Origin of the sequence: Kribbella sp. C-35, from assembly GCF_046549195.1 — a bacterium.
GTDB lineage: Bacteria > Actinomycetota > Actinomycetes > Propionibacteriales > Kribbellaceae > Kribbella.
Genome location: NZ_JAJPWG010000008.1, coordinates 241,037 through 256,519, shown reverse-complemented (window position 1 = coordinate 256,519; position 15,483 = coordinate 241,037). Strand labels below are relative to the sequence as shown.

The window sequence follows — 15,483 nt, the reverse complement described above, 5'->3', positions numbered from 1 at the left end:
CTTGACAGGCACCTGACCAGGGGACAAACCTAGTGGCCCATTAAGACCTAGTCCACTGGTCAGACCAGTCGGCGCACCGGAGGAGTAGACGTGAAGCCGTCGTTTTCCACTCGAGCGGTCGCTTTCCTCGCGTCCGCCGCGCTGCTGGCCGTGACGGCCTGCTCGGCCGGATCCGGTACGTCGTCCGGCAGCTCACCGGGGGGTGACCAGAACCTGTCGATCGGTCTGGTCGCGGAGCCGGCCAGCCTGGATTTCACCACCACCGACGGCGCCGCGATCCCGCAGGTGCTGCTCGGGAACGTGTACGAGACGCTGGTCAAGCAGGACGACTCCGGCAAGATCGTGCCGTCGCTGGCGAAGTCGTGGACGGTGTCGCCGGACCGCAAGACGTACACGTTCGACCTGGTCGACAACGCGAAGTTCACCAACGACAAGCAGTTCACCGCCAACGACGCGGTGTTCAGCATCAACCGGGTGAAGACCGCGTGGACGACGTCGCTGAAGGCCGCGATGGACGTGGTCTCGCAGGCCAAGGCGCTGTCGCCGACCCAGTTGCAGGTCACGCTGACGAAGCCGAGCAACGACTGGCTGTTCCGGATGACCACCCGGATCGGCGCGATGTTCTCGGAGAGCGGTGTCAGCGCGCTCGCGACCGCTCCGGTCGGCTCCGGACCGTTCACGTTCTCGAAGTGGAACCGCGGCGACTCGATCGTCATGGTCCGCAACGACAACTACTGGGGCGCCAAGCCGTACTTCCAGCAGATCACGCTGAAGTACTTCAAGGACGCGACCGCGCTGAACAACGCGCTGCTCACCGGCACGATCAACGTGATCGGCACGGTGCAGGCGCCGGAGGCCCTGAGCCAGTTCACCAGCAACGACAAGTACCAGGTGATCGAGGGCACCACGAACGGCGAAGTACTGCTGTCGTTCAACAACTCGCTGCCGCTGTTCAAGGACATCCGGACCCGGCAGGGGATCCGGATGGCGATAGACCACAAGGCGTTGCTGGACACCTGCTGGGCCGGTCGCGGCAAGCTGATCGGCAGCATGGTCCCGCCGACCGACCCGTGGTACGAGGACCTGACCGGCGTCGCGCCGTACGACCTCGCCAAGGCCAAGTCGTTGCTGCAGGCCTCCGGTGCGGCCGGCAAGACGCTCCGGCTCCGGCTCCCGACGTTGCCGTACGCAACGTCCTGCGGCCAGGTGGTGAAGAGCCAGCTGGAGCAGGCCGGTCTGAAGGTGGCGATCGACCAGCTCGAGTTCCCGGCGGCGTGGCTGACCACGGTGTTCAAGAACGCCGACTACGACATGTCGATCATCGCCCACGTCGAGCCGCGCGACCTGGGCGCCGTGTTCAACGCGAAGTACTACACCCGGTACGACGACCCGACGCTGCAGGGCTACCTGGCCGCGGCGGACTCCGGTGACGAGGCCGCGCAGGTCGACAACCTGAAGAAGGCGGCGCGCCGGCTGTCCGAGCAGGCCGCGGGCGACTGGCTGTTCCTGCTGCCGAACCTGATGGTCGCCGACAAGAGCCTCAAGGGGTTGCCGACGAACGCGATCACCGAGAACTTCGATCTCTCCAAGCTCGCCCGATGATCCTCCGCCTGATCGAGCGCACCGGCGTGTTCTTGGTCAGTCTTGCGGTGAGCTCTGTGCTGGTCTTCGCGTTCATGGCGGTGCTGCCCGGCGATCCTGCCCGGGTCGCACTCGGCGTGAACGCGTCCGACGAGGCAGTGGCCGAACTGCGTCGGCAGTTCGGCCTCGACCGCCCGCTGCCGACGCAGTACTTCGACTGGCTGGGCGGCCTGCTGCACGGTGACCTCGGTACGTCGTACGTGTCGAAGGCGGCGATCGGTCCGCAGGTGTTCGACCGGCTGCAGGTCACTCTGTGGCTGGTCGTCGCGGGCATGATCATCGCCCTGATGGTCGCCGCGCCGGCCGGGACGGTGATGGCGGCGCGGCACCGCAAGATCTCCGGGTTAGCGCTCTCTGCGTTCTCTCAGGTGGGCGTCGCGGTCCCGGCGTTCCTGGCCGGGATCCTGCTGATCGTGGTGTTCGCGGTGCGGCTCGGCTGGTTGCCGGCCAACGGCTGGACGCCGCCCGCGCAGGATCCGGCGATGTTTCTCAAGCAACTGATCCTGCCGGCGCTCTCCCTCGGCCTGGTTCAAGGCGCCGTCCTCACCCGCTACATCCGCAGCGCTGTGCTGGACGTGCTCCGCGAGGACTACCTACGCACCGCTCGTGCCAAAGGCCTGCGACCGTTCCAGGCGTTATGGCGGCACGGTCTACGCAATGCCGCCGTACCTGTGGTGACTGTGCTCGGCCTGCAACTGGCCACGCTGTTGATCGGCGCGGTGGTCGTCGAGCGCGTCTTCGTGATCCCGGGCCTCGGCAGCCTCCTGCTCGACGGCGTCTCGAACCGGGATCTGTTGCTCGTCCAGGACGTGGTGATGGTCCTCGTGATCGCCGTACTGCTGGTCAACTTCCTCGTCGACCTGCTGTACGTCGCCCTCGACCCACGACTGAGGACGGCGTAGATGAAGCGACTGAACCCGAGTCTGATCGCCGGCGGCGTGATCGTCGCCGTGATCGTACTGATGGCGCTGGTGTCGTTCGTCTGGACGCCGTACGACGCGACGCTGGTGACTCCCGCCTCGCGGTTGCTGGAACCGTCGTGGTCGCACTGGTTCGGGACCGACAAGTTCGGCCGGGACGTGCTGAGCCAGATCATGGTCGGCTCGCGGACCACGCTGTTCGTCGGCGTCGTCGCGGTCGGTGTAGCCGCGGTCATCGGCGTACCGATGGGAATCCTGGCGGCGATGGTACGGCGGTGGCCGAGCGAGGTGATCATGCGGGCCAACGACCTGTTGCTCGCGTTCCCGGCGTTGCTGCTGGCGATCATGTTCGGCGCGGTGTTCGGCGCCAGCACGCTGACCGCGATGGTTGCCATCGGCATCGCTTCGGTACCGAGCTTCGCGCGGGTGATCCGGAGCGGGGCGCTGCAGGTGATGCGGACGGAGTACGTTCTCGCGGCGCGCGCGGCCGGCCGGCAACCGTTTCCGATCGCTCTCCGGCACGTGCTGCCGAACGTGACCAGCCTGATCACGGTGCAGGCCTCGGTGTCCTTCGCGATCGCGGTGCTCGCCGAGGCGGCGTTGTCGTTTCTCGGGTACGGAACGCCGCCGCCGACACCGTCCTGGGGCCGGATGCTGCAGGAGAGCCAGGAGTTCCTGTTCAGCGCGCCGCGGCTGGCGATCTTCCCCGGGATCGCGATCGCGATCGCCGTCCTCGGGTTCAACCTGCTCGGCGACGGCCTCCGGGACCGCTTCGATCCGAAACTGGAGGATCGCAGATGAACAACGTTCTCACGGTGCAGGGGTTGTCGGTGACCGTCCGGGAGACGGCGCTCGTGTCCGACGTCGATCTGACGGTCGGCGCGGGAGAGCGGGTCGGGCTGATCGGAGAATCGGGATCGGGCAAGTCACTGACCGCGCTGAGCATTCTCGGGTTGTTGCCCGAGGAGGTGCGGGCCGGCGGATCGGTGCGCCTCGACGGTGTCGACCACGAACTGGTCGGCGCGGACGAACGGCGGATGTCCCGCGTCCGCGGCCGCGACATCGCGATGGTCTTCCAGGAACCGATGACCGCGCTCAACCCGACCATGCGGATCGGTGACCAGATCGCCGAGACGATGCTTGTCCACAAGACCCTCGCGAAACCCGCGGCCCGGGCCGTTGCGGCTGATCTGCTCGACCGTGTGCAGCTCCCAGCCGAGACGCTCCGCGCGTACCCGCACCAGTTGTCCGGTGGCCAACGGCAACGAGTTGTTCTGGCGCTTGCTTTGGCCAACGATCCGGCGCTGTTGATCTGCGACGAGCCGACGACGGCGTTGGACGTGACGGTGCAGGCGCTCGTACTCGACCTGATCGTCCGCGGCGTCGTGGACCGCTCGTCCGCATTGCTCTTCATCACCCACGACCTCGCCGTCGTCGCCACGGTCTGCGAACGGGTCCTCGTCATGTACGGCGGACGCGTGGTGGAGGCAGGCCCGGTCAACGAGGTGTTCACGCGTCCGCGGCACCGCTACACGGAAGGCTTGCTGGCGGCGTCCGATCTCGAGACGACATCCCGTCGCCTGACCACGATCCCGGGCAACGTACCGCCCGCTGGACGGTTCCCATCTGGCTGCGTCTTCCGGACCCGGTGCGCCCACGCAACCGCTCTCTGCGAAGAGACACCTGCGTGGACGGGCGACGAAGCGAACGGGTTCGCCTGCCACCACCCAGCAGGAGGCGACGATGCCTGAGCCAGCGCCGCCACCCGAGCACATCCCGACGACGCGGGAGCCGGAGACGCCGACGGCGATCGAGGTCGTCGATCTCGTGCGCGACTACCCCCGCCCACGCACCTCGTTGCTCCAGCCTGCTCCGGTCGTCCACGCACTTCGCGGTGTGAGCCTGGAAGTCAAGCAGGGCGAGCGTTTCGGCATCGTCGGCGAATCCGGCTGCGGCAAGTCGACGCTGCTGCGCCTGATCGCCGCACTCGACCGGGCAACGTCCGGGCACGTGATCGTCGAGGACACCGACATCACCCGTCTCCCGGAACGCCGGCTGCGCTCGCTGCGCGAAAACCTGCAGCTCGTGTTCCAGGACCCGATGAGCTCACTCGACCCACGGATGCGGGTCCGCGACATCATCGCCGAACCGCTGGTCGTTCAAGGACATCCGGCGTCGGGAGAGCGCGTTCGCGAGTTGCTCGAAGCCGTCGGCCTCTCCGCGGACGCCGGCGACCGGTACCCGCACCAGTTCTCAGGCGGCCAGCGGCAGCGCATCTCCATCGCCCGCGCCCTCGCCCCACGCCCGCGGATCCTGATCGCGGACGAGCCGGTGAGCGCTCTCGACGTCTCCGTCCGCGCCCAGGTACTCAACCTGATCTCGGATCTCGTCGACGAACTCAACCTCACGCTGGTGTTCGTCTCCCACGACCTCTCCGTGGTCAAGCACGTCTGCGACCGCGTGGCCGTGATGCACGCCGGCCAGATCGTCGAGACGGGCTACACCGGTGACGTGTACGCCGCCCCGCAGCATCCGTACACGCAGCGCCTGGTCTCGGCCATCCCGACACTTCAGAGAGCGCTCTCCGGTGCGACCACCGCCGACCTACTCGCGAAGGGGGAATCAGCGTGAAGATCCAGCTCGATGGCGGCGGGACGATCACGATGCCAGCCGGTCTGCCGATCGGTGAGACCTGGGTCGAGACACCGTCGACCGCTCCGGTGATCTTCCCGTACGACGGCTCGACCGTGGCGGACGGACCGGTCGGGGACGTCGAGCTCGCCCGGGCAGCGCTCGAGAACGCGCTCTCCGTGCGAGAAACGGTCGGCCGGCTGCCGTCGTACGTGCGCCGGAACGTCTTGCAACGCGTGCATTCCGCGGTACTCGCCGAGCGGGACGCGTTCGTGGATCTACTCGTGCTCGAGACCGGCAAACCGCTGGTCGACTGCCGGGTCGAGATCGATCGGACACTGCTCACCCTCGAGACCTCGGCGGAGGAGGTTGCCCGGCTGCACGGTGAGACGGTGCCGCTCGACCTGCTGCCGAGCGGCGAAGGGCTGCAGGGCTTCTGGGTGCGCAAACCGATCGGCGTGGTCATCGGGATCACCGGGTTCAACTACCCGTTGCTGCTCGCCGCGCACAAGATCGCGCCGGCGTTCGCGGCCGGTTGCCCGATCATCGTGAAGCCCGCGCCGCAGACGCCGCTCGCCACGCTCTGGCTCGCGCACCTGATGCGAACCGCACTTGCCGATGCGGGAGCACCAGAGAGCGCTCTCCAGTTGATCACGGGCGGAGCCGACGTGGGTGCCACGCTCACCACCGACGATCGGATCGGTGCGGTCTCCTTCACCGGATCCGCGGCCGTCGGGCATCGCATCGCGCGGGACGCGGCGCCGACAAAAGTGCTGCTCGAACTGGGGTCCAATTCCGCGCTGGTCGTTGCCGCGGACGCCGACCTGGACGCGGCCGCCGACGCGATCGTGCGCGGCGGGTACTACGCGTCCGGGCAGGCCTGTATCTCGGTCCAGCGCGTCATCGCCGTCGAGTCGGTGCGGAAAGCGTTGCTCGAGAAGCTCGGTGCTCGGATGCCTGGCGTGGTGGTTGGCGATCCGCGTGATCCAGTGACTCGGGTGTCCGCGCTCATCAACCCGGCGTCGACCGATCGGGTTCGGCAATGGGTCGGCGATGCGGTCCATGCCGGCGCATCGATCGCCTACGAGGCCCCTGGCGACGTACTCGGGCCGATCGTGCTGACCGACGTACCGGACGGGCTGCCGGCGTGGGACGAGGAGATCTTCGGGCCGGTGATCGCGGTGCGATCCGTTCCGGACGTAGAGAGCGCTCTCCGCGCGGTCAACGAGACCCGGTACGGGCTGCACGCCAGCGTGTTCACGTCCTCGCTCGAGACGGCGTTCGCGGCGATCGATCGGCTCGACGTCGGGGGAGTGGTGATCAATGAGGTGCCTGGGTTCCGGTCCGACGTGATGCCGTACGGCGGCGTAAAGGACTCCGGTACCGGGCGGGAGGGCCCGCGCTTCGCGATCGAGGAACTCACCACGACCCGGATGGCGATCATCCGCCCGCGCCCATGACCAGCGGATCCCCCTTGTGCCCCCACCAACCACTTCGGGGTGCCGAAAACGGTTGGTGCGGGCACAAGGTCGAGACAGGAACACGAGGTGACACGGTGACGGACTACTCGACGTTGTTCCGGCTCGACGGCAAGCACGTGGTGGTGATCGGCGCCGGCAGCGGGATCGGCCGGGAGAGCGCTCTCGCCCTCGCCGCGCACGGCGCCCGCGTCACCTGCGCAGACCGAGACCTCACCGCCGCCCAAGAAACAGCAGCGCACGCGACGGGTGATCAGGGTATGACGGCGTACGGGCTTGATGTGCTTGATGACTTGGCGATTGAGCGGGCTGTGGTTGAGCTGGATCCTGTGGATGTGTTGGTGTTCACCGCGGCGACGAACGTGCGGAAGCGGATTCTCGACTACACCGGCGAGGAGTTCGACCGGGTCGTAGCGCTCAACCTGCGTGCGTCGTTCCAGCTGCTGCGCGCGTTCGGGAGGGGCATGGCGGAGCGGGGGAGCGGCAGCATCATCGGGTTCAGCTCGATCCGCGGCACCACGGTCGAGCCGGGCCAATCGGTGTACGCGGCAACGAAAGCCGGCCTCGTCCAGCTGCTGCGCACCGCCGCCGCCGAACTCGGCCCGTCCGGCATCCGCGCGAACGCGATCGCCCCGGGAGTCGTCGAAACACCGCTCACCGCACAGATCAAGGCCGACAAGGGCTGGTACGACGCGTACGCGCAGAAGGGTGCGCTCGGCCGCTGGGCCCAACCGAGCGAACTCGCGGGCGCGGTCGTCTACCTCGCCTCCGATGCCTCGAGCTTCGTCACGGGGAGCGTTCTCGCGGTCGACGGCGGCTGGACCGCAGTCGACGGCCGCTTCGACCCACCGAACTGATCCGCTACTGAGGGAGCCTGCATGAATCTCGCTGACCTGACGGCAACCGAACTCCTGGCGAAGTACCGCGACGGCTCGGTGTCCCCGGTCGAGGTCATCGAGGACGTGCTGACCCGCGTCGACCAGCTCGAACCCCAGCTCTGCGCGCTCTACGCACCAGACCCAACGGGTGCGCGGGCCGCGGCACACGAGTCGGAGCGTCGCTGGCGGGACGGTACGGCGGGCGCACTGGACGGCGTACCGGTGACCGTGAAGGAGAACATCGCAACGCGCGGAACGCCCGTACCGCAAGGAACGGCGGCAACCGCTCTCTCCCCGGCCACGGAGGACGCGCCCGCCGCGGCGCGGTTGCGGGCGGCCGGGGCGGTGATCTTCAGCAAGACGACGATGCCCGAGTACGGGATGTTGTCGTCCGGCGTCTCGACCTTCCACCGGTTGACGCGCAATCCGTGGGACGTGACGAAGACGGCCGGCGGTTCGAGCGCGGGCGCGGCTGCCGCGGCGGCCGCCGGGTACGGGCCGATCCACGTCGGCACCGACATCGGCGGGTCGATCCGGTTGCCGGCCGGATGGTGCGGACTGGTCGGGCTGAAGCCGACGCACGGGCGGATCGCGGTCGGCAACCCGTACGCCGGGCGCGCGATCGGACCCCTGACCCGTACGGCGCCGGATGCGGCGCTCGCACTCCAGGTCATGTCCGGGTACGACCCGCGCGACCACACCTCGATCCCGTTGGCGTCCGACGTCTTCGAGGTCGACCTCGACGGTTTGCGCGTTGCGTTGCTGCTCGATGCGGGCGTCGGGCTGCCGGTCGATCCCGAGGTCACGGCAGCGGTCTCGTCCGCGGCCGCCGTACTAGAGAAGGCCGGCGCGATCGTCGAACCAATCACGCCGATCATCACCCGCGAGATGCTCGACGGCCTCGACCGCTTCTGGCGGATCCGCTCCGCCACGGACATCGCCGCACTGCCCGAGGAACGCCGCGCGAAGGTGCTTCCGCAGATCCGCGAGTGGGTCTCGACGGCCTCCGATCTCACCGCTTCGGACGTCTTCGACGGGTACAGCCAGATGGGCGCGATGGCGGCCGCGGTCGGCCGGGTGTTCACGACGTACGACGTGATCCTGTCGCCGGTCGCCCCGATCACGGCGTTCCCGGCGGAGCTCGCGTACCCGACGGATGATCCCGGGAAGCCGTTCGAGCACATCGCCTTCACGGTCCCGTACAACATGTCCCAGCACCCCGCGACCACGGTCAACGCCGGCTGGTCGACGTCCGGGTTGCCGATCGGCGCGCAACTCGCCGTACCGCATCACCAGGACCTGCGCGCGCTCGCCCTGGCCGAGTATCTCGACAGCCGGCGTACGGAACAGCGAGACTGGCCGATGAGGTGACGACTTGGTCCTATGAACGGCTCCGGAGGTACGGCGTACCGCGCTGACGAACTGCAGCGCGGTCTTGTCTCGCACTGCTACCGGATGCTCGGATCCATCACCGACGCCGTCGAGATCGCTGCTGTCAGCAAGGGATACGAGGACGCCACTCGCGCCTGCTTGCAGCAGGTCGGCAGCCGTCCGCTTCCGTCAGACCTCGCCGCGCCGAGCGATGATCCTGAGGGAGCGCTCTCCGAGCGTTCCGAGATTCTCTGGCTGGAACCCATTCCAGCGGACCTGATGGACGACCATCCGATCGATCTCGGCCTGATCGCCGCGCTGCAACGCCTCCCGCCCGTCGAACGCGCCGTGACCGTCCTCCACCTCGAGGGCCGACCGAGCATCGCCGACCTGCTGAGCGACATTCCTCCCGCACCGATCAACGCCGGCCTGCTCGTCGCACCCGACGAAGTCCTCCCTGGCCCGGTACCGCGCGGCGTTCGAGCAGTACGACGTACCCGCGATCGTCACGCTCTTCACCGACGACGCGATCTGGGAGATGCCCCCGTTCACGTCATGGTTCCGCGGCGCCCGCGACATCGGCCGCCTGATCAGCACCCACTGCCCAGCCGAACGCCCCGGCGACCAGTACCTCGTCCCGCTGACCGCCAACGGCCACCCCGCCTTCGCCGTCTACATGCGAGACCCGAAGGACGACATCCACCGAGCCTTCCAGATCCAGGTCCTGACCCTCACTGCCACCGCAATAGTCCACGCAGTCGCCTTCTTCGACCTGACCCTCTTCCAAACCTTCAACCTGCCTGACCTACTAACAGGCCTCCCACCCAACCCCTACGACGGCACCCCCAAACCCCACGTCGAACGCCTACCGAAGCACTAACTCACGGCATCGAGCCGAGCGGCCACGCCTTCGGCAGGTGGCTGCTCGGTGCGATCAGCTGAAATCGCTCGTGAAGTCGGCGGTGTTCCATTGCTGTGGCTTCATGACGTAGACGAGGTCGGTGTCAGGCCCGCCGGCTCGTTCCCACTCCTGCGTGTACTCCTTGCCGAAGGCGTCGCCCAGGTAGCGGATCGCGAGGGGTAGTAGGTCTTTCGCTGTATCGGTTGCTCGGATCTCAGCGACCGGTCCTTCGACGGTCACGTAGCGGTACGGGGTCGCCTCCGACTGGACGACGAGAACGAACCGCCGGGCGGCGTCGATCGCGATGCCCTTGCGGGACTTTCCGTTCATGATCACGGTCACGCCCCTGTCCGGCGAGTAGTCGTACCACACCGGGGCGGTGACCGGCCCACGCTCTGGATCCTCCGATTCGACGGACAGCACTCCGACGCGTACTTCGGCGAGGAAGGTCTCGCGCTCCGCCCGGGTCATACGGTCTGGCATCCGGATTCCTCTCATTTAGGTCGTTGACCTAATGATAGGTCAACGACCTAGAGTCAGCTAGGGTGCGGGTGTGACCACCTCGTTCAGCGACCGTGGCAGAGCACGCCGGGACGCCGTGCTGGCTGCGGCGCGGGAGTTGCTGGTCGAGGACGGGTTCGACCAGTTCGTCCTCCGGCGCGTTGCGGCCAGGAGCGAGATGACGCTGGGGAATCTGCAGTACTACTTCCGATCCCGGGACGACCTGCTCGAGGCGCTGATCCGAGCCGAGTTCGAGCACGATCTCGCGGCCGTCCACAGCGCGACGACAGCCGACGGCTTGGAAGCGGCCGCGCGGGCATTGGTGCGGAACTGGACGACCGGAGCAGGCAGCATCTTCGGAACGATGTCGCTCCTTGCCTACCATCATGAACGCTTCTCGCGTCTCAACCGCGAGATCTATGAGGCCTTCTACAGGGAACTCGGAGTTCTCCTACGCACTGTCTCCGAAGGAGTCCCCGAGGCGGAAGTTCGAATGCGCGCGCGCCTGATCACGTCCCTGCTCGACGGGGTCGCGATGCAGATCCACGCCGGCGCAGCCGCCCCCGAAGAGCTGACCACCCGCGCCGCCACACTGGTCGTGACGATTGCGACCGGCGCCGGGTAGCGCCGGTCGCCTTCAAAGCCCGGGCTTCGGTGAGGGCGTCCTCGTACGACTGCCAGCCTGGCGACTCGTAGACCATCTGGCCACTGACCAGAAAGGTCTGGTTGGTGAATCCGTCCGCAGAGGTGAAGATCAGCCACTCCTCGTACGGCGTGACCTGGTAGCCCGCGAACGTCTCCGCGGTGACCGGAGGGATACCTTGCGGCAGATCCTCGTTGTGATACTCGGCCAGCCGCGCGTACGCAAGCTCCAGCGTCTCCCGATCGGCCATCACACGCCGGCTGAGCCCGGCAGGAACGTCACTAGTACTCGCCGTAGATCTGGACCTTGGTGCCGATGGGGGTGTCGGTGAAGATCTGGTGGATTTCGGGGCGTACTACGCGGACGCAGCGGTGGCTGTCGGGGTAGGGCTTGACGAGGGAGTTGACCCGGGAGCCGTGCAGGGCGATGCCGGGGCGGTCCTTGAGGAAGTAGAGGGAGTCGTACATGTACGCGTCGTCGTACAGGCTGCTCTCGTGTGCGCCCGCCCACTTGCGCCAGACCGCGCCGGTGCGGTTCGGGGTCTCGTACCCGGGGCCGCCGGTCGAAATCCAGACGATCCGCTTGTAGGACTTTCCGACGATTTGGTACAGGATCTGGCAGGTCTTGTTGACGTAGATGCCGGGGGAGCGGGTCGGCGCCGGGCGACTGGTTGCGTTGAGCACCGAGTACGCGTCGTTCAGGCTGAGTCCCTTGCGGCTGACCGGCAGGCCGTGGGTCTCTCGCCACGCGCACAGCGCCTGCTTGGCGCGGGCGGTGATGTCGCCGTCGATGTCGCCGACCGGGTACCCGAGCTTGTTCAGTTGCCGTTCTACGCGTAGCGCGTAGTACTCCGGCTTCTGCTTCACCTTGGGCTTCGGCTTCACGGTCGGCTTCACCGTGGGCTTGACGGTCGGTGAAGCCGTCGGAGTCGTCGCAGGCGTGCTGCTCGAAGCCTGAGATGGAGAAGGCGTCGTCTCACTCGCGGCCACGTCGGAACAGCCGGCGAGCACGAACGACAGAACGACGGCTCCGGCAACGAGACCACGTCGACGAGACACGAATTCCCCTCTCCCTCAGCTTTTTCAGCGTCGCAGAACCACGCCGCGTAAGCGTGCAGCGACCCGCCGAGACTAATCTGCGAGAGGTTCCTCAACGGGTGCCGCGCCGGATCCTGTCACCGAACCGTTGCCGAGTTCGGGCGCCGGATCGTCCCGCAACCGGCTGTACAGGTATCCGTCGCGCAGCCGTCCGGCCCGGAACTCGCACCCGCGGATCACTCCTTCGAGCCGGAAACCCGCCTTTTCCAAGGACTTCTGCTCGGCCGCGTTCTCCGGATGCGTCGCCGCCTGGATCCGGTGCACCGACGTGTGCTCGAACAGGTACGCCGTCAGCTGCGCCTGCGCCCGCCACCCGATCCCACGCCCGCGGTACTCCGGCAGCAGCGCGATCCCGATCTCCCAGTACGTCGTACGCCCGTCGAACGACCCCGACCGCCAGTTCACTAACCCTGCCGTGTCGGATCCGGTGCGCACCATCAGCCGCCCGTCGTCCGTGCCCAGGAACCCGTCCTCGGCATACCGCCGTACTGGAGCCTGCGCATCCCGGAACCCGTTCCAGTCCAGCCCGATCAACCCCGGCTCAACCGCGAACCGCTGGAACAGAGCCACATCCTCTTCCTGCACAGGCCGCAACACGATGTGCCGGTGGACGAGCTGATCGACAGGCTCTGGCCGGACGGCGCGCCCCAGCCGGCGAACCCGACCGCCACCGTCCACACCTATGTGCGGCGCCTGCGCGACCTCGTCGGCGGCGTACTGCAGACCCGCGGCCGCGGGTACCTGCTCGCTGCCGAACCGTCCGATCTCGTCGCGTTCCGGGCCGCGGTGGCCGCGGCCGCGGCGGATCCGGCGCGGCAGGTGGAGCACCTTCGGCACGCGCTCGACCAGTGGCGCGGCGATCCGGTCGAGGTCGAGCCGACCGTTGCGGTCGGCCTGCGCGAGGAGCGGCTGACCACGATCGAGCAGTACTACGATGCGCGCCTCGCCCGCGGCGAGCACGCCGACGTACTCCCGGAGTTGCAGACCCTCAGCGCACAGGAACCACTGCGCGACCGCCTGACCGCGCTGCTGATGAAGGCGCTGTACCGCTGCGGACGACAGGCCGAGGCGTTGTCGACGTACGACGGATTCGCAGGGCGGCTCGTCGACGAGTTCGGGCTCGACCCGACCGACGAACTGCGGGCACTCCGCCAATCGATCCTGACCTCCTCCCTCGACGACGAGTGGCAGCATCAGAACCAGCTCCCGCTCGACATCCGCAACCTCGTCGGCCGCGACGACCTCGTGACCGAGGTTGCTGGACTGCTCACCGCAACCGACGGCGTCCGGATCGTCGCGCTCTCCGGCACGCCCGGCGTCGGCAAGACGGCTCTCGCCGTTCGCGTCGCGAGTGAGTTGGCCGAACGCTTCCCGGACGGGCAGTGGTTCGTTCGTCTCCGTGGCGCATCGGACCAGCCGCGGCGCGCAGACGACGTACTGGTCGAGTTGCTGCGGGCGTCCGGCGTCGACCCGCACGCGATCCCGGACGACCGCGATGCGCGCGCCGCCCTCTTCCGGTCGCGGCTGGCGACGCGCAACATCCTGCTCGTCCTCGACGACGCGCAGGATGCGGCGCAGGTCCGGCCGCTCCTCCCCGGTACGCCGACCAGCGCCGTCCTGGTCACCAGCCGGAACCCGCTGGACGCGCTTGCCGCGCTCGACGGCGGCATCCCGCTCCGCGTCCCGGTCCTCAGCCCGGAGGCCGGCACCGCCCTCGTCCATTCGATGCTTCAGGCAACCAATGCGGACGTTCAGGAACTGGTCGATCTGTGCGCCGGCCTTCCGCTCGCCCTCCGCATCGCAGGCGCCGTCGCCTCGCGGGGCTCGGTCGCGGCCTTCGTCTCACGCACGCGTCGTACCGGGGCGCTCGCGACACTCACCATCGACGACGACACCGCGGTCAGTTCCGCCTTCAGAACGTCGTACGACCTGCTCGACCCGGAGGTGCAACGCGGCTTCAGGCTGCTCTCGCTGTTCCCGGGACAGGAGTTCGCGCCGGACGCGGCCGAGGCGCTCATCGGGCCGACGTACGACCAGGTCCTCAACCGCCTCGAAGCCGCCAGCCTGCTGCAATCGGTCGGTCACGGCCGCTACCTCATGCACGACCTGGTCAAGGAGTACGCCGCCCACCTCGCCGAGCCGGACCTCGACGCGTGGACATCGTTGTGCCGCTGGTACGTCGGTACGGCGAACGCGGCGATGACCGTCCTGGAACCGGGCGCGGTCCGCATCCCGATCCCGGCGTACGACGACCTCACCGTGACGGATCCGGAGGACTGGCTGGCGGCCGAACTGCTCAACGTCGAGGCCGTCGCGCAACGTGCCCTGGAGCTCGGGACGCCCGACGTCGCGTGGCAGCTCGCGGACATCGTGCGGCTCTACCTCTATGAAAACAGTCTGTCCGGCACATGGCGTGCGCTGATCCGGCTCGGCGAGCTCGGCGCTCGTACGTCGGGTGATCAGGCCGGCCGCGGCGCGATGCTGCACGCGCGCGGCGTACTCGCTCGGCAGGCGGGGGAGAACGAGGAGGCGGTCGCCCTCTTCGAGCAGGCCGCAGAGCTGTACCGCGCGTGCGGGTTCACGCTTGGCGAAGGTGCGCTGCGGTGCAACATCGCGGTCAGCTATAACGCTCAGGGACGGCTCCGCGAGTCCGCTGAGGCGTTCCGGCAGGGATTGGCTGTGTTCCGGGCTTGCGGCGAGTTCGCGCGGATGCCACGCGGGCTGAATGCGCAGGCGATGAACCACATTCATCTCGGGGAGTTCCGCGAGGCCGTGGCCTGCATCACCGAGTCACTGGAGTACACGGGTCCGACGAGCAACGACCGACTCGTTGCCTTGGTCAACCGTGCCGGGGCGTACAAGGAACTCGGCGAACTGGAGCTCGCCGCGGCGGATCTGCGGACCGCCGAGCCGCTGGTGGACAACCGCCTCGACCGGGTCCAGTGGGGACTGGCCAGGGCTGGTGTCGAGAACCGGCTCGGGCACCACGAGGGGGCGCGCCGGATCGCGACCGAGGTACTACGCGAGAGCCGCGAGATCGGCAACGGGTACGACGCTTGTGTCGCCCTGCAGGCACTTGCCGAGTCCCACCTGTTCGCCGGCGACGTGGCTACCGCCCGAGCGTACTTCGAGGAAGGCGAGGCACTCGCCACGAAGTCGGGCTACGGGACCATCCTCGCCGAACTCCACGCCGACCTTGCCCAGTGCAACTTCCTCGACGGCGAGGTCGAGTTGGCCTACGCCCAGGCGACCCAGGCCCTAGCCGAGTCGGACGCCGCCGAGTACGGCATCGGCCAACAGTGGTCCCACAGCCTCCTGGCCCACTGCTGCACCGCCCTCAACCGCCCCACCGAAGCGACCACCCACCAAACCGCCGCCAACACCTTCTGCCACCAAACGGGCTACACCCCGCGCTGACCCGG

The 15,483-nt window shown here is 67.9% G+C and carries 15 protein-coding genes; 11 read left to right on the top strand and 4 right to left on the bottom strand.

Annotation, left to right across the window (positions count from 1 at the left end):
• The first annotated feature begins 90 nt into the window (after positions 1 to 90).
• The 8 genes from ACLJOO_RS40790 (at position 91) to ACLJOO_RS40755 (ending at position 8,919) form a co-directional block, all read left to right on the top strand.
• Entirely contained in the window at positions 91 to 1,602 is a 1,512-nt protein-coding gene (locus ACLJOO_RS40790) for an ABC transporter substrate-binding protein (RefSeq protein WP_410793509.1), read from the top strand.
• The gene (locus ACLJOO_RS40785; RefSeq protein ID WP_410793507.1) at positions 1,599 to 2,543 is read left to right on the top strand and encodes an ABC transporter permease; all 945 of its coding nucleotides are present in this window, start codon (positions 1,599 to 1,601) and stop codon (positions 2,541 to 2,543) included. The genes ACLJOO_RS40790 and ACLJOO_RS40785 overlap by 4 nt, the downstream gene beginning before the upstream one ends.
• Positions 2,544 to 3,362: an ABC transporter permease gene (locus ACLJOO_RS40780; protein ID WP_410793505.1), complete on the top strand. Its 819-nt coding sequence runs from the start codon at positions 2,544 to 2,546 to the stop codon at positions 3,360 to 3,362. It begins immediately after the preceding gene.
• Positions 3,359 to 4,312: an ABC transporter ATP-binding protein gene (locus tag ACLJOO_RS40775; RefSeq protein WP_410793503.1), complete on the top strand. Its 954-nt coding sequence runs from the start codon at positions 3,359 to 3,361 to the stop codon at positions 4,310 to 4,312. The genes ACLJOO_RS40780 and ACLJOO_RS40775 overlap by 4 nt, the downstream gene beginning before the upstream one ends.
• On the top strand, positions 4,305 to 5,192 hold the full coding sequence (locus ACLJOO_RS40770) for an ATP-binding cassette domain-containing protein (RefSeq protein WP_410793502.1): 888 nt from the start codon (positions 4,305 to 4,307) through the stop codon (positions 5,190 to 5,192). Before ACLJOO_RS40775 ends, ACLJOO_RS40770 begins: the two co-directional genes overlap by 8 nt.
• Positions 5,189 to 6,652 (top strand): aldehyde dehydrogenase family protein, encoded by a 1,464-nt coding sequence (locus ACLJOO_RS40765; protein ID WP_410793500.1) that lies wholly within the window; start codon positions 5,189 to 5,191, stop codon positions 6,650 to 6,652. Before ACLJOO_RS40770 ends, ACLJOO_RS40765 begins: the two co-directional genes overlap by 4 nt.
• A 95-nt stretch (positions 6,653 to 6,747) precedes the next feature.
• Positions 6,748 to 7,527, top strand: coding sequence for an SDR family NAD(P)-dependent oxidoreductase (locus ACLJOO_RS40760; protein ID WP_410793498.1), 780 nt, complete (start codon positions 6,748 to 6,750; stop codon positions 7,525 to 7,527).
• A 21-nt stretch (positions 7,528 to 7,548) separates the two neighbouring features.
• The gene (locus ACLJOO_RS40755) at positions 7,549 to 8,919 is read left to right on the top strand and encodes an amidase (RefSeq protein ID WP_410793496.1); all 1,371 of its coding nucleotides are present in this window, start codon (positions 7,549 to 7,551) and stop codon (positions 8,917 to 8,919) included.
• A gap of 189 nt (positions 8,920 to 9,108) precedes the next feature.
• Here the strand turns inward: ACLJOO_RS40755 and ACLJOO_RS40750 are convergent, their stop codons facing one another.
• Positions 9,109 to 9,471 carry a hypothetical protein gene (locus ACLJOO_RS40750; protein ID WP_410793494.1) on the bottom strand — a complete coding sequence of 121 codons (363 nt, stop codon included), beginning with the start codon at positions 9,469 to 9,471 and terminating at the stop codon, positions 9,109 to 9,111.
• Here ACLJOO_RS40750 and ACLJOO_RS40745 point away from each other — a divergent pair.
• Complete coding sequence (locus ACLJOO_RS40745; protein WP_410793555.1) at positions 9,377 to 9,799, top strand: nuclear transport factor 2 family protein; 423 nt, start codon at positions 9,377 to 9,379, stop codon at positions 9,797 to 9,799. The two genes, ACLJOO_RS40750 and ACLJOO_RS40745, sit on opposite strands and share 95 nt — an antisense overlap.
• 54 nt (positions 9,800 to 9,853) lie before the next feature.
• On the opposite strand, the gene ACLJOO_RS40740 is transcribed toward ACLJOO_RS40745, so the two are convergent.
• Positions 9,854 to 10,303: a pyridoxamine 5'-phosphate oxidase family protein gene (locus tag ACLJOO_RS40740; RefSeq protein WP_410793493.1), complete on the bottom strand. Its 450-nt coding sequence runs from the start codon at positions 10,301 to 10,303 to the stop codon at positions 9,854 to 9,856.
• 70 nt (positions 10,304 to 10,373) lie between these two features.
• Between ACLJOO_RS40740 and ACLJOO_RS40735 the strand changes: the two genes are divergently transcribed.
• On the top strand, positions 10,374 to 10,946 hold the full coding sequence (locus tag ACLJOO_RS40735) for a TetR/AcrR family transcriptional regulator (RefSeq protein ID WP_410793491.1): 573 nt from the start codon (positions 10,374 to 10,376) through the stop codon (positions 10,944 to 10,946).
• A 299-nt stretch (positions 10,947 to 11,245) separates the two neighbouring features.
• On the opposite strand, the gene ACLJOO_RS40730 is transcribed toward ACLJOO_RS40735, so the two are convergent.
• Both ACLJOO_RS40730 and ACLJOO_RS40725 read right to left on the bottom strand, forming a co-directional pair.
• Entirely contained in the window at positions 11,246 to 12,022 is a 777-nt protein-coding gene (locus ACLJOO_RS40730) for a L,D-transpeptidase family protein (RefSeq protein ID WP_410793489.1), read from the bottom strand.
• A 72-nt stretch (positions 12,023 to 12,094) separates the two neighbouring features.
• Positions 12,095 to 12,658: a GNAT family N-acetyltransferase gene (locus ACLJOO_RS40725; RefSeq protein ID WP_410793487.1), complete on the bottom strand. Its 564-nt coding sequence runs from the start codon at positions 12,656 to 12,658 to the stop codon at positions 12,095 to 12,097.
• A gap of 9 nt (positions 12,659 to 12,667) precedes the next feature.
• Here ACLJOO_RS40725 and ACLJOO_RS40720 point away from each other — a divergent pair, with 9 nt between their 5' ends.
• The gene (locus ACLJOO_RS40720) at positions 12,668 to 15,478 is read left to right on the top strand and encodes a BTAD domain-containing putative transcriptional regulator (protein ID WP_410793485.1); all 2,811 of its coding nucleotides are present in this window, start codon (positions 12,668 to 12,670) and stop codon (positions 15,476 to 15,478) included.
• The last annotated feature ends 5 nt before the right edge of the window (positions 15,479 to 15,483 follow it).